Origin of the sequence: Palleronia caenipelagi (assembly GCF_007004065.1) — a bacterium.
Taxonomy (GTDB): domain Bacteria; phylum Pseudomonadota; class Alphaproteobacteria; order Rhodobacterales; family Rhodobacteraceae; genus Palleronia; species Palleronia caenipelagi.
This window is the reverse complement of the sequence record NZ_VFSV01000019.1, coordinates 12,657-30,773: the sequence shown is the minus strand read 5'-3', so window position 1 is coordinate 30,773 and position 18,117 is coordinate 12,657. Positions and strand designations below refer to the sequence as shown.

The window sequence follows — 18,117 nt, the reverse complement described above, 5'->3', positions numbered from 1 at the left end:
TTCGAGGTGGTTATGGCGAATTACACATATGACGATTTCGGCCCCGAGGCGCCCTTTTCCGACGGAGAAGATGGCCACACGCGGAAGCTGGTGAACCTCGCCGGTGCTGCCATGTCCATGGCGCTCATCGCTGGTATGGGGATATGGGGCTACAAATTGCTGGTCCGAGACGTCACCGGCATTCCGGTGATCGAAGCGCTGGACGGCCAGTTCCGCAACGCGCCAGAGGATCCGGGCGGGATGACCGCGCCCCATCAGGGCTTGCAGGTCAATGAGATTGCCGCGGTTGGCTCTGCGAGCGAGGCTGCGAATGAGGTTCGTCTGGCCCCCGAGGACGGCATTCTGGACCCTGAGGACGCGCCATGGGGCGAGGTGGTCGAGCAAGCGCAAAAGGCAGGCGAAAACGCCAGCATGTCAGTCGACGATCCCGCGCTGGCCGAAGAGGCTCCCGAGGCCGGGCAGGGCACGACTCTGTTCAGCGAGATTGTCGAAGATATTCCCGAGGATGCGCTCGCCACTGACCGGGCCGTCGCTGAGGCCCTGTCATCCGACCTCACGTTCATCGACGACGCACCTGCGGAAGAAACGGGCGCTGTCACCGGCTCTGTTCAGCGACCTTCGCCGCGCCCAGCGCGACTGCGTCAGACGGCATCAGCGCCAGCTGCGGCGGTGGCCGTCGCAACCCCTGAACCGGTTGCTGCTGCGACTTCCGGTGAGGTGGACATTGCCAGCCTCTCCTCCGGCACCCGACTTGTTCAGCTAGGTGCCTATGCCAGCCCCGAGATTGTCCGCAGCGAGTGGCAGCGGATTTCGTCGAAATACCCGGATTTCTTCGCGGGCAAGCAGCTTGCCATGCAGCGCACGACGTCGGGCGGAAAGACCTATTACCGCCTGCGCGTCGCGGGGTTTGACGATCTGGCGGATTCCCGACGCTTTTGTTCGGCTTTGACCTCGAAGGGCAATGACTGCATTCCGGTGGCGGTGCAGTGAGCCCTGCGGCCATCATCTTTGGCTGCGCCGGACCCCGGCTCAGCGCGGATGAGGCCGCATTCTTTGCCAACGCAAATCCGTTTGGTTTCATTGTCTTCGCGCGCAATGTTGAGACACCGGATCAACTGCGCGCCCTCACATCCGAGCTGCGGGCGGCCGTGGGGCGGAATGCTCCGGTTCTCGTCGATCAGGAAGGCGGACGTGTTCAACGGCTGACCGCTCCCCATTGGCGGGAGTGGCTGCCGCCCCTGGACCACATGCGCGCTGCCGGTGCCGATGCCGAAAGGGTCATGTGGCTTAGGGCGCGGCTCCAGGCTGAGGAGTTGCGGTCGGTGGGTATCGACGTGAACTGCGCGCCAACGGCCGATCTGGCCCGGCCCGAGACGCATCCGTTTTTGCGCAACCGCTGTCTGGGCGAGACCGTCGAGACTGTCATCATGGGTGCGCGCGCGACTGCGGACGGGCTATTGGCGGGGGGTGTTCTGCCCGTGCTCAAACACATTCCCGGCCATGGACGTGCGCGTGCGGACAGCCACAAGAATCTCCCTCATGTCGCCGCAAGCCGGGTCGAGCTGACGGATGATTTTGAACCCTTCCGGGCGTTGGCCGATCTTCCCATGGCGATGACAGCCCATGTCGCATATCATGCGCTGAGTGATGCGCCGGCGACGGTGGACCCGACCATGATCCGGTTGATCCGCGAAGAGATCGGTTTCAAGGGCCTGTTGATGACCGATGACATTTTCATGGAAGCGTTGGGCGGTACTGTGCCCGAGCGGTCGCGTGTGGCCCTCTCTGCCGGATGCGATCTCGTTCTGCATTGCCACGGAGATATGCGTGAAATGGAGGCGACAATGTGCGAGATAACGCCTCTGCCGACGGAAGTAGTAGAGCGCGCCGAGGCCGCTCTTGCGCTGCGCGATCGGGTTGAACCCGTCGAGATCGGAGCGCTTGAGGATGAGCTCGCGCGCTATGGCTGAGGGGCCAACTGTCTCGGCGGAGGTGGCGCAGCGCATCGCCGCAGAGACCCTGATCGTGGATGTGGAGGGATTCGAAGGTCCGCTCGACCTGCTCCTGACGCTCGCGCGAAGCCAGAAGGTGGACCTGCGGCACATCTCGATCCTCGCGCTGGCGCGGCAATATCTGGAATTTGTTGAAAAGGCGCGGGCGTTTCGGATCGAGCTCGCGGCGGATTATCTCGTGATGGCGGCTTGGCTGGCCTACCTGAAATCCCGTCTCCTGCTGCCACCTGATCCCACCGAAGATGGCCCCTCAGGCGAGGAACTCGCCGCACAACTGGCGTTTCAGCTGGAACGGCTCGAAGCCATGCGCGACGTGGCCGCGCGGCTCATGGCGCGGGACCAGAAAGGTCGCGATTTCTTTGTTCGGGGCGTTCCGGAGCGGCTCGAACGGGTTCGCAAGGTGACCTATACGGCCAGCCTGATGGATCTGATGCAGGCCTATGCGCGGATCCGCACCCGCGATGAATTTCGTCCCTTTGTCATGGACCGCGACCGGGTCATGACCATGGAGGAAGCGCTGGAGCGCATGCGAGGCCTCATCGGCTTTGCCGGGAGCTGGACTGATCTGGCAAGCTATATGCCCGAAGGGTGGGACAGCGACCCGGCGCGTCGGAGATCTGCCACAGCCAGCCATTTCGCCGCCTCGCTGGAGCTGGTAAAGGCGGGCAAGATCCTGATCCGTCAGGGAGAGACCTTCGCCCCCATCGAGATTAAGCGCCGCGATGACTGACCACCCCGAGGATGACCAGAACAAAGAGCCGCCGCTCTTCGATGCTCCATCCCTGCCCGAGCAGGAGCGAATGGTCGAGGCGATCCTGTTTGCCTCAGTGGCGCCGGTGTCGGTGGCGGAGATGAACGCGCGAATGCCCCATGGCGCCGACGGCGCGCTGGCAGTGGTGCGCCTCAGACAGCGCTACGAGGGCCGCGGTGTCAGGGTGGTTCCCGTGGGTGAAGCATGGGCGATCCGCACGGCGCCCGATCTTGGCTATCTTATGAGCCGTGAGAGCACCGAGACCCGCAAGCTCAGCCGCGCGGCCATCGAAACGTTGGCCATCATCGCCTATCACCAGCCCTGCACCCGGGCGGAGATCGAGGAGATCAGGGGCGTCGCGGTCGGTCGGGGAACGCTCGATCAACTTCTGGAACTGGAGTGGATCCGGGTGGGTCGGCGGCGGATGACGCCTGGACGACCGGTGACCTTCGTGGTCACGCAGGAATTCCTCGATCATTTCGGATTGGAGAATGCGCGCGACCTGCCGGGACTCAAAGAGCTGCGGGCTGCTGGCCTCCTGCAGTCGCGTCCTTTGGACACCTCCTCGGGCGAGGGGGGTGACAAAGAGGCCGATCAATCCGATATGTTCAAAGGAACCGACGCGGAGGAAGACCCATGAACATGAATCAGATTATCAACATGGCGACCCGAATGATCATGCGGCAGTTGATGCGTCGGGGCGTGAACGCGGGAATCAACCAGGTGTCTCGAATGGCGTCCGGCAAACGCCCTGAAGACATGACCCCCGAAGAGCGCCAGCAGGCTCAGGTGGCGAACCAGCAAGGGAAGCGGGCGCGCAAAGCGATGCGGGCGGGGCGGCGCGCGGGCAAGTTCTGACCGCCTGCCTTGGGCTCGGCGCCGGGAGGCCACTGTGCTATTTTTGTTGGATCTATCTCGATTGACATTCCGGGCGCTGAAATCATTAAAATCCGGCGCAACTTTGCTCAAGCTTGTGCTATAGTTCGGCTGCGCAGTTGAATAAAAACGAAAAACTGTTAATGCAATTAACTGATGGTTTGGTTTTCCAAACCCCTGATTGTCGGGAATGCGATGCTGCACGCATACATGACTCTATTCATGGTGTCGTTCATGATCTGCGGGTTTCTCCTGCTGGGCAAGCGGCATGTGCTCGCACGTTCTGGACGCGGGGACGATCACAAAGCTGTGCAGGCAGCCCATTCACGTCCAACGCTCCGCATCGGCGGCATCGGTGTGGTGGCCTCTATGGCTCTGGCGCTGGTGGTTTTCGCGCCTGAAGAGGTGCGGCCCGCTACTACCCTGTTTTCTGTGAGCCTGCTGCCGACCTTTCTCGCTGGTCTGGCTGAGGATTTGGGCTGGGAAGTGTCCCCGACGCTGCGGCTGATCTGGGCGTTTGTTTCGTCATGCACGGTGATGGCGCTTTGCGGTTGGTGGATCACTGACACCGGGCTGCCTGGCCTCGACTGGGCTCTGGGGTTCTTGCCGCTGGCGCTGGTATGGACGGCGATCTGGACCTCCGGGGTTTGTCACGCGTTCAATCTGATCGACGGGGTGAACGGTTTTGCCGGCACCACGGCCGTTGCCGTCGCACTCGGGTTGGCGGGGATTGCGTATCAGGCCGGTGACCCGCTGATGGTGCAGGTGGCGCTGGGACTGGTTCCTGCGCTTTTGGGCTTTCTGGTGTTCAACTTCCCGCTTGGGAGGATCTTTCTCGGCGATGCGGGCGCTTACACCATCGGGCATATCCTGTCCTGGGTTGGCATCGTGATCGCGCTGCGGTCGCCCGAGGTTGCGGGTGTCTCGGTGGGGCTACTGTTCTTCTGGCCCGTAGCGGACACTTTTCTGGCGATGTATCGGCGGCGCACCAAGGCCATGTCCACGACGAGGGCAGATCGGATGCATGTCCATCAGATCGTCATGCGGGGGCTTGAGCTCGGCTGGTTCGGAGAACGGCGCCGCGAGCTGTCGAATCCGCTGACGACGGTGATCCTGTTACCGCTCGTGGTGTTTCCGGTCGTGCTTGGGGTGCTGTTCTGGAACGCGCCGCTCGTCTCGATGGCCCTGATCGTGGTTCTGGGCATTGTCTTTGTGTGGAGCTATCTGAAAGGCGTTGAGAAGATCCGCAAGACCGCCCTGCGCCGTCGGCGGCTGTCGATCGCCCGTGGCAGCGCTGTCGCGGCCGAGTGAGCTTCTACATTCGGAACTGCTTGGCGAGCTTCAGGCCCTGTCCCTGATAATTCGATGACAATCCCGCGCCGTAGAGCGCTTGGGGCCGGCCTTCCATCCGTTCGTAGAGCAATCGGCCCACCACCTGACCGTGTTCGAGGACGAAGGGCGCCTCGTGGCAGCGGACCTCCAAAACACCCCGGGCACCGGCACCCCCGGCCTCGGCATGACCGAAACCCGGATCGAAAAATCCTGCATAATGGACGCGGAATTCACCGACCAGCGCAAGGTACGGCGCCATTTCGGCTGCGTAATCAGGAGGGATCGTGACTGCTTCGCGGCTTACGAGGATGTAGAAGGCGCCGGGATCGAGAATGATACGTCCGGCCTCGGAATGCAGCTCCTGCCAGAAATCATTGATCGCATATGCGCCGATGCGGTCGAGGTCGATCACGCCTGCATGGGGTTTCGCCCGATAACCGACGAGGGTGCTGTCTGTGGGCTTCAGATCCACTGAAAACGCAAGCCCGCCATCGATCATCGCGGGACCGTCGACCAGCCCCTCAGCTGCGTGCAGCTCTGCCAGAGCCGCATCATCGAGCAAAGCATTGCCTCTCCGAAAGCGAATCTGGTTAAGGCGCATCCCGGGGCGGACCAGCACGGAAAAGGAGCGTGGGCAGATTTCGGCGTAGAGAGGCCCGTCATAGGCGTCCGGCACACGGTCAAATTCAGTGCCGCTATCGGTCACAAGACGGGTCAGTAGATCGAGGCGGCCCGTAGAGCTTTTGGCATTGGCCACGGCCCGCAATCCATCAGGCAGGGCGAGATGTTCCATCAACGGGACGAGATAGACGCAACCCTTTTCCAGAATCGCGCCGGGGGTCAGATCCATCTCATGCATCGAGAGATCCGCGAGACACTCCTGCACGCTGCGCTCGGGACCGGGCAGAAACGATGCACGCACCCGGTAGGCGCGGGTTCCCAAGCGCAGGTCCATCGAGGCGGGTTGTACCTGACCCTCGAGTGGCTGCGCATCACAGCGGATCACGCCCTGAGCGAGCAGGTCGTTTATGGATTGTGAAGGAAGAACACCGGTCATTGAGACCTTCAATTTTGGCGATAAAGGTAGCTAATGGTCGGGCTAGCAGGACTTGAACCTGCGACCTTCCGTCCCCCAGACGGACGCGCTACCAGGCTGCGCCATAGCCCGACTGAGGGCTCTTTTAGCGAAACGGCTGGGGGTCGCAAGGGGGGGCAGGCCGAATTTTTGCCAGAGATGAAAGAGAATTCAGAGGTGCCCATCCATCCGCTCCACAAGCGCCGCCGCGCGGTCTGCAATGAGGGCGATCCGGTCCCGTGCTGTGCGTCGTGAGGCAGAATCAATCATCAGCAGCGGTGCAATCCGGCTCGGCGGAACCACCACAGTGTCGAGCGAGGGAATTGAGACGGGCGAGGAGACCTGTGGCAGAGACGGCAGGTCATCGTGTCCGTGGACTGGGGCCTGATGTTCTGCGTCCTGTGCGGCCTGACCCGGGAGCGGCGGGGCAAGTGCAATGACGTGGCCCACACCTTTCTCCCGGAGGATCTTTTGCACACCTTTGATGGTGAGCCCGTCCTCGTGGAGGAGTTTCTTGATCCCGCCGATGAGCTGCATATCAGCAGGACGGTAATAGCGCCGGCCCCCCGCGCGCTTGGCAGGTTTGATCTGGGAGAACCGGGTTTCCCAGAACCGCAGCACATGTGTGGGTGTGCCGAGCCACTCGGCGACCTCACTGATCGTCCGGAAAGCCTCGGCGGACTTTGTCATCTAGCGCCGATTGCCTTGCGCAACGCTGTCGCGCATCAGATGGGATGGGCGAAAACTCAGCACCCGGCGCGGTTCGATCGGAACCTCTTCACCGGTTTTCGGATTTCGACCAACCCGTGCCGATTTGCTGCGGACGGAGAAGGTTCCAAAGGACGAGAGTTTCACCGTCTCTCCTTCGACCAGCGCATCGGAGATGTACCCCAGTACCGATTCAACCAGAGCGGCAGAGTCGTTGCGGCTGAGGCCAACTTCCCGGTGGACCGCCTCGGCTAAATCTAGTCGTGTCAGCGTCTTGCTCATTCGATCCCCCAAAAACATAACAAACACTGCGAGAACGGTATCTGCGTGTCAAACATTTCGCCGCTCGAAGACGCCTTTTAGGCGAAAAATTACCAACGGAGAACGACGGAGCCCCAAGCCAATCCACCGCCGATCGCTTCGGTCACCAGCAGGTCGCCTTCTTTGATCTGTCCGCGTTCATATCCCACCGACAGTGCCAGCGGGATCGACGCGGCGGACGTGTTGCCATGGTCCTGAACCGTCAGAACCACATTCTCCATCGGCAATCCCATTTTGCGGGCGGTGGCGGTGATGATGCGCAAATTGGCTTGATGGGGCACGATCCAGTCCACATCCGAATCGTCGAGGCCAGCTTTGCCGAGGGCGGTGTGGGCGGTCGAGGCAAGTTTTTCCACCGCATGTCGAAACACTTCACGCCCTTCCATACGGAGATGGCCCGTGGTCCCGGTTGTGACGCCGCCATCCACGTAGAGGATCTCCCGCTGGGAGCCGTCAGAGTTCAGATCGGTGGCCAGAATGCCGCGATCCGTCTTGTCGCCTGTGCTCTCCACAGCTTCGAGAATCACCGCCCCGGCGCCGTCGCCAAACAGGACGCAGGTCGTCCGGTCCGTCCAGTCGAGGATTCGGCTAAAGGTCTCTGCGCCAATCACCAGCACGCGTTTTGCCTGTCCCGAAATGATCAGGGCATTGGCATTGGCCATGGCAAAGACGAATCCCGCGCAGACCGCCTGTACATCAAATGCAAACCCCCCGGTCATACCGATCTTATGCTGCACCATGGTCGCGGCTGATGGAAAGGTAAGGTCGGGGGTCGATGTGGCGACGATGATCGCGTCCAGGTCTGAGGCGTCAAGGCGAGCCATCGCGAGCGCATTCCGGGCGGCGTTCGCTGCAAGATCCGACGTTGCTTCACCTTCGGCGGCGATGTGCCGCCGCTCAATGCCGGAACGGGACCGTATCCAATCGTCCGAGGTCTCGAGAAAGCTCTCGAACTCGCTGTTTTCCATGACACGCTCGGGCAGGTAGTGCCCCACACCTCTGACCACCGCGCGTGTCATTGTCATGTTTCAGCATCCCCGTTCGCATCAGCTTCCAACAAAGCCGTCGCATCGGCGAGCCGGGATGCAAGACGGTTGTTAAAATCTTTCTGAGCAAGCTTTTCGGCCAGATGAACGGCAGCGGCAACCCCCGTCGCATCGGCGGATCCATGGCTCTTAATGACGGTGCCGGTCAGGCCCAGAAAAACTCCGCCATTGACCCTGCGGGGGTCGATGCGCTTTTGCAGACGCTTCATCGAGGTATAGGCCAAGAGTGCCGCGATCCGGCTGAGCGGAGAGAATTTGAACGCCTCTTTCAGCAAATGCTTGATGATATTCGCCGTGCCCTCGGCCGTTTTCAGCGCAACGTTCCCGGTGAAACCATCGGTTACGACGACATCAACCCGATCGCTTGAGATATCCACGCCTTCGACGAAGCCGACAAACTCGAAATCAGCTTGCTTCGCGGCTGCTGAGATCAGGTCGTGGGCCTCTTTCATTTCAGCCCGGCCCTTATGCTCTTCGGTGCCGTTATTCAGCAATCCGATCCGCGGGCGGCTGATTTCCTGCCCATTGCGGGCATAGGAGCACCCCATGAGCGCGTAATGGAGTAAATCGCGGGGTTCAGCTTTCACGTCGGCGCCCACGTCGAGCACAACGTTGAACCCGGACGGGCTGAGGGAGGGCCAGAGGCAGGCGATGGCGGGACGATGAACCCCCTCGATCCGCTTGAGCCGGATCATCGACAGCAGCATCAAAGCGCCGGTGTTGCCGCAACTGACGGCCGCGCTCGCCTCACCTGCTTTGACCGATTCGATGCAAGACCACATCGAGCTGCCCTGGCCATTGCGGAGCACATGCGAGGGCTTGTCATTCATTGTCACGACATCCGGGCAATGCCGGATCTCGGTGATATGGCTGATTTTGCGTTTGCGGACGAGCTTGCTGAGCACGTCCTCCTGGCCGTGAAGAACAAACCGCAGTGACGGATTCTTTCCAGCAGCTTTGGCAAGACCCGCCACCACGGCTTCGGGGCCGCGGTCTCCACCCATAGCATCCACTGACAAGACAATAGGGCCGGCGCTTTGGCCGGCCCCGTTATCATCTTTTGTCACGGCCTCTGCCATGGACGTGCGCCTCAGGCCGCGTCGTCGTCGAGGTCGATCTCGTCAGCCTGCGCAATCACTTCGCGCTCAGCGTAGTGACCGCAAGCGCCGCACACGTGGTGCGGACGCTTCAGCTCGCCACAATTGGGGCATTCCGAGGGATTGCCCGGAACGAGGGCATCGTGGGCGCGGCGCTTATTGCGGCGCGACTTGGTGACTTTATTCTGAGGGACAGCCATGCCAGGTCCTTCGTCTCGCTGGGGGCAGATCCCCCTGGGTGGATGGGGCGGTGCCCCGAATAATCAGTTGAGCACGCGCCTTACGCCCATCACAGGACGGTTTCAAGAGCTGTGTCGCCCCAATATGGTGGGTTAGCTGACAAAAGCATCGGCAGTAGCAAAAAAATGACGGCAGTAGAGCAGTCGTTCTGAAATGGATAGGCACAGGCCTTGAGTGTGTTTACAGAGGTGTCACAACTTATAGTCTTGCGGGGCTGCCGCGCCGCTATATAGTGAGACGAGACGCGGGGCCAGAGACCGGCGTGGTCCCCTGTCAAACTGCATGGACGGGCAGGTTAGGATAATGGATATCGAGTTTCGCAAGGCCTTTGTCAGGGATCGAAGTGGGGTAAGGCATCATCCTGCGCTGGTTTTGAACGCGGATTATCGACCACTCTCTTATTACCCTCTCTCTCTGTGGCCCTGGCAGGATGCGATCAAGGCGGTGTTTCTCGACAGGGTCAGCATCGTCGCAGAATACGATGCGGTCGTGCACAGCCCATCGACGGAGATCCGGATACCGTCTGTGGTCGTGCTCAAAGATTATGTGAAACCCCAGAAGCGCGTGGCCTTCACGCGCTTCAATCTTTTTTTAAGAGACGAATTCCGGTGTCAGTATTGTGGCTCCAAAGGGGATCTGACCTTTGACCACGTGGTACCTCGCGCGAGGGGCGGGCGGACAAGCTGGGAAAACGTCGTGGCGGCCTGCTCTCCCTGCAATCTGTCCAAGGGATCGCGGTCTTTGCGTCAGTCGGGCCTGTCCCTGCGACGCCCGCCCCGGCGCCCCGGAGCCGAAGAGTTGAAAAACATGGGCCGGAAGTTCCCACCCAACCACCTCCACGCAACGTGGCGCGACTACCTCTATTGGGATGCGGAACTTGAGGATTAATCCGGTCAGTTCGGCCTGTTGCTGACGGACTGGCAGTCCTGTTCGAGAGGCAGCAAGACCCTGCGAATGGCCGCGCCACCCTTCGGGACGGGTCTCGCAAGGCTCGGCGTCCATCCCTCGGCGAACAACTCCGGAAAGAGTTCACCAAGTTCGCGCCTCGCATCCAATGAGAAGCTCTTCATCGCCTCCGGTCCCGTGGACAGGGTTTCGCTGGGTGTTCCGTTGGCCCAGATGATCTCGTGCTTATCCAGCAGGATGTGCCAGTATTCAATTTCCTCGCAATCCTCGTCGATTGAGATTCCGTCCAGACCGACGAGTTTGATGGCAGGCAACAGCACGTCCTGAGATCCGAACATATCTTGGGCTTCGTCGGAGCGGAGCAGAATGCGGTGCTGTCGCGACACACGCAAATCCGTCCGCGGTTGACCCTTTCCCAGCGCACCGGCGCGGATGATGACGGGGCGAAGCCGATCATTGGCTGCGAGGTCAACCCGACAGACGCTCGTGTCGCAGATCCATCGGATGGGCCGGAATCCGTGATCCAGCGTGAGGACCTGATCCCCGGTTGTGAGGTTTTCTACGGGCACCTCTCCGGCATCGGTAAGAATCATCGTCCCGCGGGCAAAACAGACTATTTGTAAATTCACCACATCAGGCGGGATGATCCAACCGGCGAAGTTATTGGAGGCATTGTCTCTGACGGCGGTGACGTTGATGGACTGAATATTGATATTGTCAAAGGCGGTTTCATCGCCGCCGGGCAACTCGTTCAGGAAGACGTCTCCGTTTGTCATCTGAGTGATGACGACATTGGTGAAACTCAGTGTCGAATTGTCACCCAGAGTCAGCGTGACATCCGCCAGCAGCAGGCTGTCGAGCTGAACGGTGACCTGACCCGCACCGATATCATAGATAACCCGGTCCTCTGAGTCCGGGTCTGAAATACTTCCATCGTTAAAAAAGGTAACGTTTTCCTCGATGACGCTATTGGCTGGATCGCCATCCAGGAGGCCTTCGAGATCACGCAGTGTCACCGTTGTCACCTGCAACTCGGAACTGCCGTAGACCCCGAGAAATGCGCCGGGATTTTCCACGCTGAGATTGGGTGAGATATCGCTGGTATCTGCGTCCGCCCGATTTCCGAGATAGAGGATCGTTCTGACGAAGTCTGCCATGGCTTTTATTTCCTCACGCGGCTTGCCCTACCATCCACATGTTGCGGCGGTTGGTGATTGGGCAGAGCAACGCTCCCAACTTCGGGCGCTATTGTTGTATTCCATCCCTACAAACGTTTGATCCGTCCGCAAAAGCTCCTCTTTGGGATAGCGTCCTGTCCTTAACGTGCCCTTGCTACGCTGCTGCTTTTTGGTGGGCAGCGGATTTCACTCCTCAAGCCACCTGCACCGCAGGCACCGAAGCCGCAGCCACGGCTTTCTTTTGTTAGCGCCCACATTACGCTCTTGACCCCGGGCAGAACTCGCGCGAGGGAACGCGCGTACCGCGAAAGGAGCTCTCAATGGTCTCACGCGTGATTCCGGTCGATCCCTTCGACCTCACGATTTTTGGCGGCACGGGCGATCTGTCCCGCCGCAAGATTTTGCCAGGCCTGTACCGTCGCTTTCGGGCCGGCCAGATCCCTGAAGGCAGCCGGATCATTGGCGCGGCCCGATCCGAGATGGACCACGATGGCTATCGCGACATGGTGCGGGCAGCGCTGGATGAGTTTATCGGCACCGATGCGCTCGATCCCGATGTGGTCGCGGAGTTTGTCTCCCTCATTCATTATGTCGCCATCGACGCCACCGGTGAAAAGGGCTGGTCCGAGCTCAAAGAGCTGATCCGCAGCGATCACATCAGCGCCTTCTATTTTTCCGTGGCACCGTCGCTATTCGGTGCGCTGGCCGAACGGCTCCAGTCCAACGGTATCGCGGACAAGACCAGCCGCATCGTCGTCGAAAAGCCCTTTGGGCGGGATCTGGCCTCGGCGCAGGCCCTGAACGCCACGCTGGCCGCCTATTTCGACGAGACGCAAATCTACCGGATCGACCATTATCTGGGTAAGGAAACCGTCCAGAACCTCATGGCGCTGCGCTTTGCCAACGTGCTCTTTGAACCGCTGTGGAACAGCCAGTACGTGGACCATATCCAGATCACCGTGGCCGAGATCGTCGGCGTCGGCGGGCGGGGTGGCTATTACGACAAATCCGGCGCCATGCGAGACATGGTGCAGAATCACCTGATGCAGCTCCTCTGCCTCATTGCTATGGAACCGCCCTCACGGTTCGAACCTGACGCGGTGCGCGATGAGAAGCTGAAGGTCATTCGTGCTCTGGACCCCGTGCCCGCCGAAGATATCGTGCGCGGCCAATATGCGGGCGCGGAGGATGTGGCCTCTTATCTGGATGATGTGGAAGATCCTGAGAGCCTCACCGAAAGCTTCATCGCGATGAAAGTGAATGTGTCGAACTGGCGCTGGGCCGGGACGCCGTTCTACCTGCGCACGGGCAAGCGGATGAAGGCGCGGTCGTCCGAGATCGCAGTCGTGTTCAAGGACGCGCCCCATTCGATCTTTGGCAGCCGCTCTGGGCATCACCGTAACATCCTGACGATCCGGCTTCAGCCGAATGAGGGCATGACCCTCACCACGACGATCAAGGAGCCGGGGCCGGGCGGGATGCGTCTGATCGACGTGCCGCTGGACATGACCTTTGCCGACGCGCTGGGTCAGCACGAGGACCTCGCCACCGACGCCTATGAGCGGCTGGTAATGGACGTGATCCGGGGCAACCAGACCCTGTTCATGCGCGGTGACGAGGTTGAGGCCGCCTGGGCCTGGACCGATCCGATCATCAACGGCTGGAAAGAGCGTGGCGACCGCCCCTGTTCCTACGAGCCGGGCTCGACCGGTCCCGAGGAAGCGCAGATCATGATGCACCGTGAAGATCGCCGCTGGCGCGGGATTCAGGAGTAGGGAGGGGGGCTGATGAAGTTCATCGAATATCCCGACAGCGACATGATGATGATGGACCTCGCCGACCAGTTGGCGGGCGAACTCACCAATGCGCTGCTGACCCACGATCAGGTGTCGATGGCGGTGCCCGGGGGCTCGACCCCAGGACCTGCCTTTGACAGCCTGTCAGGCGCTGATCTGCCGTGGGAGCGGGTCCATGTCATGCTGACGGATGAGCGGAAGGTTCCCGCCACCCATGAGCGCTCCAATGAACGCCTGCTGCGGTCCCGCCTGTTTCAGGACAAGGCGGCTGCGGCGCAATTCGTCCGGCTGGTGCCGGAGGACGGCGTCGATATGGGGATGCTCGGTCGGCGTATCGCGCCGCACCTGCCTCTCTCCATCCTGTTGATCGGCATGGGTGCGGATATGCACTGCGCATCGCTCTTTCCGGGCGCGCCGCAGCTCGATGCCGCGCTGGCGCCCCATGCGCCGCCGGTGATGGAGGTGGACGCCTCTGAGGGGCTTGAGCCCCGCGTGACCCTGACTGCGCCCGTCCTGAAGGGCGCACTGTCCACTCACATCCTGATTAAGGGCCCCGAAAAGCGGGAGGCGCTGGAGAAAGCGCGTCACCTCTCGCCCAAAGAGGCCCCGATCGCCCTTGTTCTGAAAAACGCCACTGTTCATTGGTCAAAGGACTAAAACCCGATGCCCGTTTCTGCTGATAGCTGGTCGCGTCTCGCGGCTGCCGCAAATTCCGTTTCCGACCGTTCCATTCTCGCGCTCATGGATGCCGAGCGGGCAGGGGCCTTTTCGGTCTCCGCGCTGGGGATGCTGTTCGATTACTCGAAAACCAACCTCGACGCCGGGACCCGCGACATGCTGGTCGCCATGCTGGACGAAGCAGGTCTGGCCGAGCGTCGGGACGCCATGTTCGGCGGTGCCGCCATCAACGACACCGAAGGCCGTGCGGTGCTGCACACGGCCCTGCGCAACCTATCGGGCAAGCCGGTGATGGTGGACGGACAGGACGTGATGCCTGAGGTGCTGGCCACGCTCGACCGGATGGACGCCTTCGCTGCGGACGTGCGCGAGGGGCGCTTCACCGGGCAGGGCGGCGCGATCACGGATGTGGTGAATATCGGCATTGGCGGCTCCGATCTCGGGCCGGCCATGGCGGTGCAGGCGCTTAGCCCTTATGCGGACGGTCCCCGCTGCCACTTCGTCTCCAACGTGGACGGTGCCCATATCCACGACATCCTGTCGGGTCTGAACCCCGAGACCACGCTGGTGATCGTCGCGTCGAAGACCTTCACTACCATCGAGACGATGACCAATGCCGAGACCGCCCGCGACTGGATGGCCGAAAAGGTCTCCGATCCTGCGGCGCAATTCGCGGCCCTTTCGACAGCGGCCGATAAAACGGCGGCCTTCGGGATCGACGAGTCGCGCGTTTTTGGCTTCGAGGACTGGGTCGGTGGGCGCTACTCCATGTGGGGTCCCATTGGCCTGTCGCTGATGATCGCCGTGGGGCCGGACGACTTCCGCGCCTTTTTGCAGGGCGCCGAAGCCATGGACACCCATTTCCGCGAGGCCGCGCCGCTCGACAATATGGCGGTGGTGCTGGCGCTGGTCGGTGTCTGGCACAATCAGGGCTGCGGCTATGCCACCCGCGCCGTGCTGCCCTATGAACAGCGCCTCGCCCGTCTGCCCGCCTATCTCCAGCAGCTGGAGATGGAGAGCAATGGCAAGCGCGTAGGCATGGACGGCCAGCCCTTGCCCTGCGACAGCGGCCCGGTTGTCTGGGGCGAGCCCGGCACCAACGGCCAGCACGCGTTCTACCAGCTGATCCATCAGGGCACGCGGGTGATCCCCTGCGAATTCATGGTGGGGCGCCGGGGGCATGAGCCGGAGCTCGCCCACCAGCACCGCCTGCTGGTCGCCAACTGCCTCGCCCAGTCCGAAGCGCTCATGGTCGGCCGCGATCTCGACGAGGCGCGCGCCAAGGTCGCGGGTCAGTTCGAGGGCGAGGAACTGGAGCGTCAGGCCAGCCACCGCGTCTTCCCCGGCAACCGCCCCTCGACCACGCTGGTCTATGATCAGCTCACCCCCGCCGTTCTCGGCCAGATCGTCGCGCTCTACGAGCACCGGGTATTCGTCGAAGGCGTGCTTCTGGGCATCAACTCCTATGATCAGTGGGGCGTGGAGCTGGGCAAGGAGCTGGCTAAAGCGCTCGATCCCGTCGTCGCCGGTGAGGCCGGCACCGAGGGCAAGGATGCCTCGACTGCCGGTCTGGTGGCGTTTATTCGGGCGTAAGCGACACATCTTGTCAGAAGCCCCGCCGCAATTGTGGCGGGGCTTTTTTGTTGTGACACGCGGCCTCGGTCAGATCACGGAGCCACTCAAATCTCCCTATGACGCGCAACGATCTGCCGCCGGATCAGACACAGCTTCAAAATCGGGCCTATTATCTTTATCCGAGCAATATGGATCACTTGGCGCTGAACTTTTATTCCTCGAAAGAGGTTTTCTCTCACTATGTCCCGATCGACAGGGACATTCTGCATGTCGTGATTGGCGTGATGTTGGCTCTGATTGCCTTCGTTGTCGCCAAGGGTATGACCCGTACCAAACCCTATGTGCTGACCCTGGCCTTTGCCTGTGTTCTCGGAGCCGGGATGGAGGTACTGGATATGAGGCATGATATCCTGACACTCGGAGCTTGGCAGTGGTGGGAGAGTGCTCTGGATTTTGGCCGCACAATCATTGGTCCTTTGGCCATGCTTTTGGCAGTATGTATTCTGCGTCCAAACACCCGTCACTCAAACCAACAGGTGCGCTAGCGTGCCCGCGCGTTGCTTCTCAGGATCATCCCCGCTTGCGCCTCCGCCTCCCGGACCTTACCTTTGCGGTGACCACTACTCCGGAGATGCCTCATGGCTATGGAAGCCCGCGATATCGAAGCGCTCATCCGCGCCGAATTTCCCGACGCAAAGATCACCATTACCGACCTTGCCGGCGACGGGAATCATTATGCGGCGGAGGTGATCGATGAGAGCTTCCGGGGGCAAAACCGCGTTCAGCAGCAGCGCGCGGTCTATGCGGCGCTGAAGGGCAAGATGGATGGCAGTCAGGGCGAATTGCACGCTCTGGCCCTGACCACCCGCGCGCCGGAATGAGCAGCGGGGGCGTGATCGCGCTTCTCGCGACCGGGATCGCGCTGGTGCTGGGGCTAAAGGCCCGCCAGTCCCTGCGCCATGACCCCGGACCCACGCGCGGCCAGCTCCCCGGCGATGGAGTCACCGTCCTTCGTGCGGAATACCAGTCCGGCATGGGGGGCGGGGAAGAAACCGAATATACCATCCCGAAGGACCCGCAGGCCTATGCGCGTCTCTTCGTTCCGAAAGAGAAAAGGACAGATCGCAGATGAGCGCTCAGGATCAAATCAAGGACACCGTGACCAGCAACGATGTTGTGCTGTTTATGAAGGGCACCAAGACCATGCCCCAATGCGGCTTCTCCAGCCGCGTGGCGGGGGTGCTGAATTTTATGGGGATCGAGTATCAGGACGTGAACGTGCTGGCCGATGAAGAGGTCCGGCAGGGGATCAAGGAGTATTCCGACTGGCCGACGATCCCCCAGCTATACGTAAAGGGCGAGTTTGTTGGCGGCTGTGACATCGTCACCGAGATGACCCTGTCGGGCGAGCTTGACCAGCTCTTCGATGCTAAGGGCGTGGCCTATGACAAGGCGAAGGCCGAGGAAATCCGCGCCGCCAACGCCTGATTTTTCAGCGTCGTCGCGTTGCCGCCGGGTGCTCTCAGGCCCTGGCGGTTTCCGTTTCGGGGTCTGCCTGATCGGCCAGAGCTTCGGCCCGCTCGACCATGGCACGCAAGCGGTCCTCCAGCCCCTCAGGCATCACGGGGACTTCGACCGTGTTGGCCTGTTGAGCCGCCAGTGTCGAACGGCCCAGCTGCGATTCCAGCTCGGCGATCCGGTCGAACAAAGCCGCGTTACTGGACTCGAGGTCCGCAATTCTGTCGGCCACGATCAGCCCCGACATGAGAAGCATCCGCATCTCGGGCACAGCGCCGGGCTGGGCCGAGAGGCTGGTCGCGGCCTGATCCAGTCGCTGGGCGGCGGCGTGGAGGACCTGTTCCTCACCGGGCTGGCACGCGACCTCGTAGCTGCGTCCACCAATAGAAACCACTTCATTGGGCATCGGTGTGCTCCTCTTCGGCGTCGGGCAGGGTCGCGGTCAGGGCAAGGATGGCGTCAAGTTCGGCACGATCGCTGTCACGCAGCGCTCGGAGCGCCTTGAGTTCTTCGCGCAGTGCAGCGTCGCCGTCGGACCGCGCGGCGATCTCTTCGCAGGTCTGCCGCAGGGCGTCTGTCAGCGCCTTCAGCCGGGTCCGGTCCTCTTCGAGGGCACTCAGCGCGCCGCGCAAGCGATCGATCTCTGCAGTCGTCTCGGCGTCAGCGGTGTCGCCTTCCCCCGACACCGCGCGCAGGTCCTCCTCAAGAGCGTGGGACCGCTCTCTTTCCCGGTCAAGCAGCTCGGTCAGCTCGGCGGTGCGTCCGCGCGCCATCTCGGCCTCGGACTCAGCGTAGCGCACCCTCTCCTCGCTGCGGCGCAGCTCGTCCGTCAGACGCGCGGTCTCTGCGGTGGCTGCCGCAAGCGCGGCCTGATGATCCGACGTGTCCGCCTCTGGCGCAGAAGCGCGGTTCAGCCCCGCGGCAATCCTGTCGAGCGCCGCCGATAAACGGCGGTCCAGCTCCTCGATTTGCTCCATTCCGGGCCTCCTGATGGGTTTCTGCGGTCTT

At 61.6% G+C, this 18,117-nt stretch carries 23 protein-coding genes and 1 tRNA gene; 14 read left to right on the top strand and 10 right to left on the bottom strand.

The window, feature by feature from the left end; translation table 11 throughout:
* Positions 1-12 precede the first annotated feature (12 nt).
* The 6 genes from FEV53_RS11680 to FEV53_RS11655 all read left to right on the top strand — a co-directional run bounded on the left by FEV53_RS11680 (position 13) and on the right by FEV53_RS11655 (position 4,950).
* Positions 13-990 (top strand): SPOR domain-containing protein, encoded by a 978-nt coding sequence (locus tag FEV53_RS11680; protein ID WP_142834978.1) that lies wholly within the window; start codon positions 13-15, stop codon positions 988-990.
* Positions 987-1,970, top strand: a complete 984-nt coding sequence (locus tag FEV53_RS11675) for a glycoside hydrolase family 3 N-terminal domain-containing protein (RefSeq protein ID WP_142834977.1) — start codon at positions 987-989, stop codon at positions 1,968-1,970. Before FEV53_RS11680 ends, FEV53_RS11675 begins: the two co-directional genes overlap by 4 nt.
* The gene (locus FEV53_RS11670) at positions 1,948-2,742 is read left to right on the top strand and encodes a segregation and condensation protein A (protein WP_246100795.1); all 795 of its coding nucleotides are present in this window, start codon (positions 1,948-1,950) and stop codon (positions 2,740-2,742) included. The genes FEV53_RS11675 and FEV53_RS11670 overlap by 23 nt, the downstream gene beginning before the upstream one ends.
* On the top strand, positions 2,735-3,403 hold the full coding sequence (gene scpB, locus FEV53_RS11665; RefSeq protein ID WP_142834976.1) for an SMC-Scp complex subunit ScpB: 669 nt from the start codon (positions 2,735-2,737) through the stop codon (positions 3,401-3,403). Before FEV53_RS11670 ends, scpB begins: the two co-directional genes overlap by 8 nt.
* Positions 3,400-3,621, top strand: a complete 222-nt coding sequence (locus tag FEV53_RS11660; RefSeq protein WP_246100794.1) for a hypothetical protein — start codon at positions 3,400-3,402, stop codon at positions 3,619-3,621. Before scpB ends, FEV53_RS11660 begins: the two co-directional genes overlap by 4 nt.
* A 228-nt stretch (positions 3,622-3,849) precedes the next feature.
* Positions 3,850-4,950 carry an MraY family glycosyltransferase gene (locus FEV53_RS11655; protein WP_185962177.1) on the top strand — a complete coding sequence of 367 codons (1,101 nt, stop codon included), beginning with the start codon at positions 3,850-3,852 and terminating at the stop codon, positions 4,948-4,950.
* 4 nt (positions 4,951-4,954) lie between these two features.
* Here FEV53_RS11655 and FEV53_RS11650 read toward each other — a convergent pair whose 3' ends face one another.
* From FEV53_RS11650 to rpmF, 7 genes are all read right to left on the bottom strand, one after another.
* Positions 4,955-6,028: a 2'-deoxycytidine 5'-triphosphate deaminase gene (locus FEV53_RS11650; protein WP_142834974.1), complete on the bottom strand. Its 1,074-nt coding sequence runs from the start codon at positions 6,026-6,028 to the stop codon at positions 4,955-4,957.
* A 34-nt stretch (positions 6,029-6,062) separates the two neighbouring features.
* Positions 6,063-6,139, bottom strand: a tRNA-Pro gene (locus FEV53_RS11645).
* Between the two features lie 78 nt (positions 6,140-6,217).
* Positions 6,218-6,736, bottom strand: a complete 519-nt coding sequence (locus FEV53_RS11640) for a MerR family transcriptional regulator (protein ID WP_142834973.1) — start codon at positions 6,734-6,736, stop codon at positions 6,218-6,220.
* Positions 6,737-7,036 (bottom strand): integration host factor subunit alpha, encoded by a 300-nt coding sequence (ihfA, locus tag FEV53_RS11635; RefSeq protein ID WP_185962176.1) that lies wholly within the window; start codon positions 7,034-7,036, stop codon positions 6,737-6,739. It lies immediately after the preceding gene.
* Positions 7,037-7,125: 89 nt separating this feature from the next.
* The gene (locus tag FEV53_RS11630) at positions 7,126-8,100 is read right to left on the bottom strand and encodes a beta-ketoacyl-ACP synthase III (protein ID WP_142834972.1); all 975 of its coding nucleotides are present in this window, start codon (positions 8,098-8,100) and stop codon (positions 7,126-7,128) included.
* On the bottom strand, positions 8,097-9,200 hold the full coding sequence (gene plsX / locus FEV53_RS11625) for a phosphate acyltransferase PlsX (RefSeq protein WP_142834971.1): 1,104 nt from the start codon (positions 9,198-9,200) through the stop codon (positions 8,097-8,099). The genes FEV53_RS11630 and plsX overlap by 4 nt, the downstream gene beginning before the upstream one ends.
* Before the next feature lie 11 nt (positions 9,201-9,211).
* Positions 9,212-9,418 carry a 50S ribosomal protein L32 gene (gene rpmF, locus FEV53_RS11620; protein ID WP_142834970.1) on the bottom strand — a complete coding sequence of 69 codons (207 nt, stop codon included), beginning with the start codon at positions 9,416-9,418 and terminating at the stop codon, positions 9,212-9,214.
* A gap of 343 nt (positions 9,419-9,761) precedes the next feature.
* Between rpmF and FEV53_RS11615 the strand changes: the two genes are divergently transcribed.
* Positions 9,762-10,346: an HNH endonuclease gene (locus FEV53_RS11615; protein ID WP_142834969.1), complete on the top strand. Its 585-nt coding sequence runs from the start codon at positions 9,762-9,764 to the stop codon at positions 10,344-10,346.
* A 5-nt stretch (positions 10,347-10,351) separates the two neighbouring features.
* On the opposite strand, the gene FEV53_RS11610 is transcribed toward FEV53_RS11615, so the two are convergent.
* The gene (locus tag FEV53_RS11610; RefSeq protein ID WP_142834968.1) at positions 10,352-11,521 is read right to left on the bottom strand and encodes a Hint domain-containing protein; all 1,170 of its coding nucleotides are present in this window, start codon (positions 11,519-11,521) and stop codon (positions 10,352-10,354) included.
* 341 nt (positions 11,522-11,862) lie between these two features.
* Between FEV53_RS11610 and zwf the strand changes: the two genes are divergently transcribed.
* The 7 genes from zwf to grxD all read left to right on the top strand — a co-directional run bounded on the left by zwf (position 11,863) and on the right by grxD (position 17,079).
* Positions 11,863-13,317 (top strand): glucose-6-phosphate dehydrogenase, encoded by a 1,455-nt coding sequence (gene zwf / locus FEV53_RS11605; protein WP_142834967.1) that lies wholly within the window; start codon positions 11,863-11,865, stop codon positions 13,315-13,317.
* A gap of 12 nt (positions 13,318-13,329) precedes the next feature.
* The gene (gene pgl / locus FEV53_RS11600) at positions 13,330-13,995 is read left to right on the top strand and encodes a 6-phosphogluconolactonase (protein WP_142834966.1); all 666 of its coding nucleotides are present in this window, start codon (positions 13,330-13,332) and stop codon (positions 13,993-13,995) included.
* A 6-nt stretch (positions 13,996-14,001) separates the two neighbouring features.
* Positions 14,002-15,609, top strand: coding sequence for a glucose-6-phosphate isomerase (gene pgi, locus FEV53_RS11595; RefSeq protein WP_142834965.1), 1,608 nt, complete (start codon positions 14,002-14,004; stop codon positions 15,607-15,609).
* 98 nt (positions 15,610-15,707) lie between these two features.
* The gene (locus FEV53_RS11590) at positions 15,708-16,136 is read left to right on the top strand and encodes a hypothetical protein (protein WP_142834964.1); all 429 of its coding nucleotides are present in this window, start codon (positions 15,708-15,710) and stop codon (positions 16,134-16,136) included.
* A 93-nt stretch (positions 16,137-16,229) separates the two neighbouring features.
* Positions 16,230-16,472 carry a BolA/IbaG family iron-sulfur metabolism protein gene (locus tag FEV53_RS11585; protein WP_142834963.1) on the top strand — a complete coding sequence of 81 codons (243 nt, stop codon included), beginning with the start codon at positions 16,230-16,232 and terminating at the stop codon, positions 16,470-16,472.
* Positions 16,473-16,483: 11 nt separating this feature from the next.
* Complete coding sequence (locus FEV53_RS11580; protein WP_142834962.1) at positions 16,484-16,723, top strand: hypothetical protein; 240 nt, start codon at positions 16,484-16,486, stop codon at positions 16,721-16,723.
* Positions 16,720-17,079 carry a Grx4 family monothiol glutaredoxin gene (grxD, locus tag FEV53_RS11575; RefSeq protein WP_142834961.1) on the top strand — a complete coding sequence of 120 codons (360 nt, stop codon included), beginning with the start codon at positions 16,720-16,722 and terminating at the stop codon, positions 17,077-17,079. The genes FEV53_RS11580 and grxD overlap by 4 nt, the downstream gene beginning before the upstream one ends.
* A gap of 34 nt (positions 17,080-17,113) precedes the next feature.
* On the opposite strand, the gene FEV53_RS11570 is transcribed toward grxD, so the two are convergent.
* Complete coding sequence (locus FEV53_RS11570) at positions 17,114-17,515, bottom strand: cell division protein ZapA (protein WP_142834960.1); 402 nt, start codon at positions 17,513-17,515, stop codon at positions 17,114-17,116.
* Positions 17,505-18,086 carry a hypothetical protein gene (locus FEV53_RS11565; RefSeq protein ID WP_142834959.1) on the bottom strand — a complete coding sequence of 194 codons (582 nt, stop codon included), beginning with the start codon at positions 18,084-18,086 and terminating at the stop codon, positions 17,505-17,507. Before FEV53_RS11565 ends, FEV53_RS11570 begins: the two co-directional genes overlap by 11 nt.
* Positions 18,087-18,117 lie beyond the last annotated feature (31 nt).

Excerpts from the sequence above, each read along its gene's own strand:
- FEV53_RS11590 (WP_142834964.1), top strand. The coding sequence starts at position 15,708 with ATGACGCGCAACGATCTGCCGCCGGATCAGACACAGCTTCAAAATCGG.
- FEV53_RS11610 (WP_142834968.1), bottom strand. The coding sequence starts at position 11,521 with ATGGCAGACTTCGTCAGAACGATCCTCTATCTCGGAAATCGGGCGGAC.
- FEV53_RS11615 (WP_142834969.1), top strand. The coding sequence starts at position 9,762 with ATGGATATCGAGTTTCGCAAGGCCTTTGTCAGGGATCGAAGTGGGGTA.
- scpB (WP_142834976.1), top strand. The coding sequence starts at position 2,735 with ATGACTGACCACCCCGAGGATGACCAGAACAAAGAGCCGCCGCTCTTC.
- rpmF (WP_142834970.1), bottom strand. The coding sequence starts at position 9,418 with ATGGCTGTCCCTCAGAATAAAGTCACCAAGTCGCGCCGCAATAAGCGC.
- pgl (WP_142834966.1), top strand. The coding sequence starts at position 13,330 with ATGAAGTTCATCGAATATCCCGACAGCGACATGATGATGATGGACCTC.
- ihfA (WP_185962176.1), bottom strand. The coding sequence starts at position 7,036 with ATGAGCAAGACGCTGACACGACTAGATTTAGCCGAGGCGGTCCACCGG.
- FEV53_RS11565 (WP_142834959.1), bottom strand. The coding sequence starts at position 18,086 with ATGGAGCAAATCGAGGAGCTGGACCGCCGTTTATCGGCGGCGCTCGAC.
- FEV53_RS11670 (WP_246100795.1), top strand. The coding sequence starts at position 1,948 with ATGAGCTCGCGCGCTATGGCTGAGGGGCCAACTGTCTCGGCGGAGGTG.
- FEV53_RS11680 (WP_142834978.1), top strand. The coding sequence starts at position 13 with ATGGCGAATTACACATATGACGATTTCGGCCCCGAGGCGCCCTTTTCC.
- FEV53_RS11585 (WP_142834963.1), top strand. The coding sequence starts at position 16,230 with ATGGCTATGGAAGCCCGCGATATCGAAGCGCTCATCCGCGCCGAATTT.
- grxD (WP_142834961.1), top strand. The coding sequence starts at position 16,720 with ATGAGCGCTCAGGATCAAATCAAGGACACCGTGACCAGCAACGATGTT.
- pgi (WP_142834965.1), top strand. The coding sequence starts at position 14,002 with ATGCCCGTTTCTGCTGATAGCTGGTCGCGTCTCGCGGCTGCCGCAAAT.
- FEV53_RS11630 (WP_142834972.1), bottom strand. The coding sequence starts at position 8,100 with ATGACAATGACACGCGCGGTGGTCAGAGGTGTGGGGCACTACCTGCCC.
- plsX (WP_142834971.1), bottom strand. The coding sequence starts at position 9,200 with ATGGCAGAGGCCGTGACAAAAGATGATAACGGGGCCGGCCAAAGCGCC.
- zwf (WP_142834967.1), top strand. The coding sequence starts at position 11,863 with ATGGTCTCACGCGTGATTCCGGTCGATCCCTTCGACCTCACGATTTTT.
- FEV53_RS11660 (WP_246100794.1), top strand. The coding sequence starts at position 3,400 with ATGAACATGAATCAGATTATCAACATGGCGACCCGAATGATCATGCGG.
- FEV53_RS11655 (WP_185962177.1), top strand. The coding sequence starts at position 3,850 with ATGACTCTATTCATGGTGTCGTTCATGATCTGCGGGTTTCTCCTGCTG.
- FEV53_RS11640 (WP_142834973.1), bottom strand. The coding sequence starts at position 6,736 with ATGACAAAGTCCGCCGAGGCTTTCCGGACGATCAGTGAGGTCGCCGAG.
- FEV53_RS11570 (WP_142834960.1), bottom strand. The coding sequence starts at position 17,515 with ATGCCCAATGAAGTGGTTTCTATTGGTGGACGCAGCTACGAGGTCGCG.
- FEV53_RS11650 (WP_142834974.1), bottom strand. The coding sequence starts at position 6,028 with ATGACCGGTGTTCTTCCTTCACAATCCATAAACGACCTGCTCGCTCAG.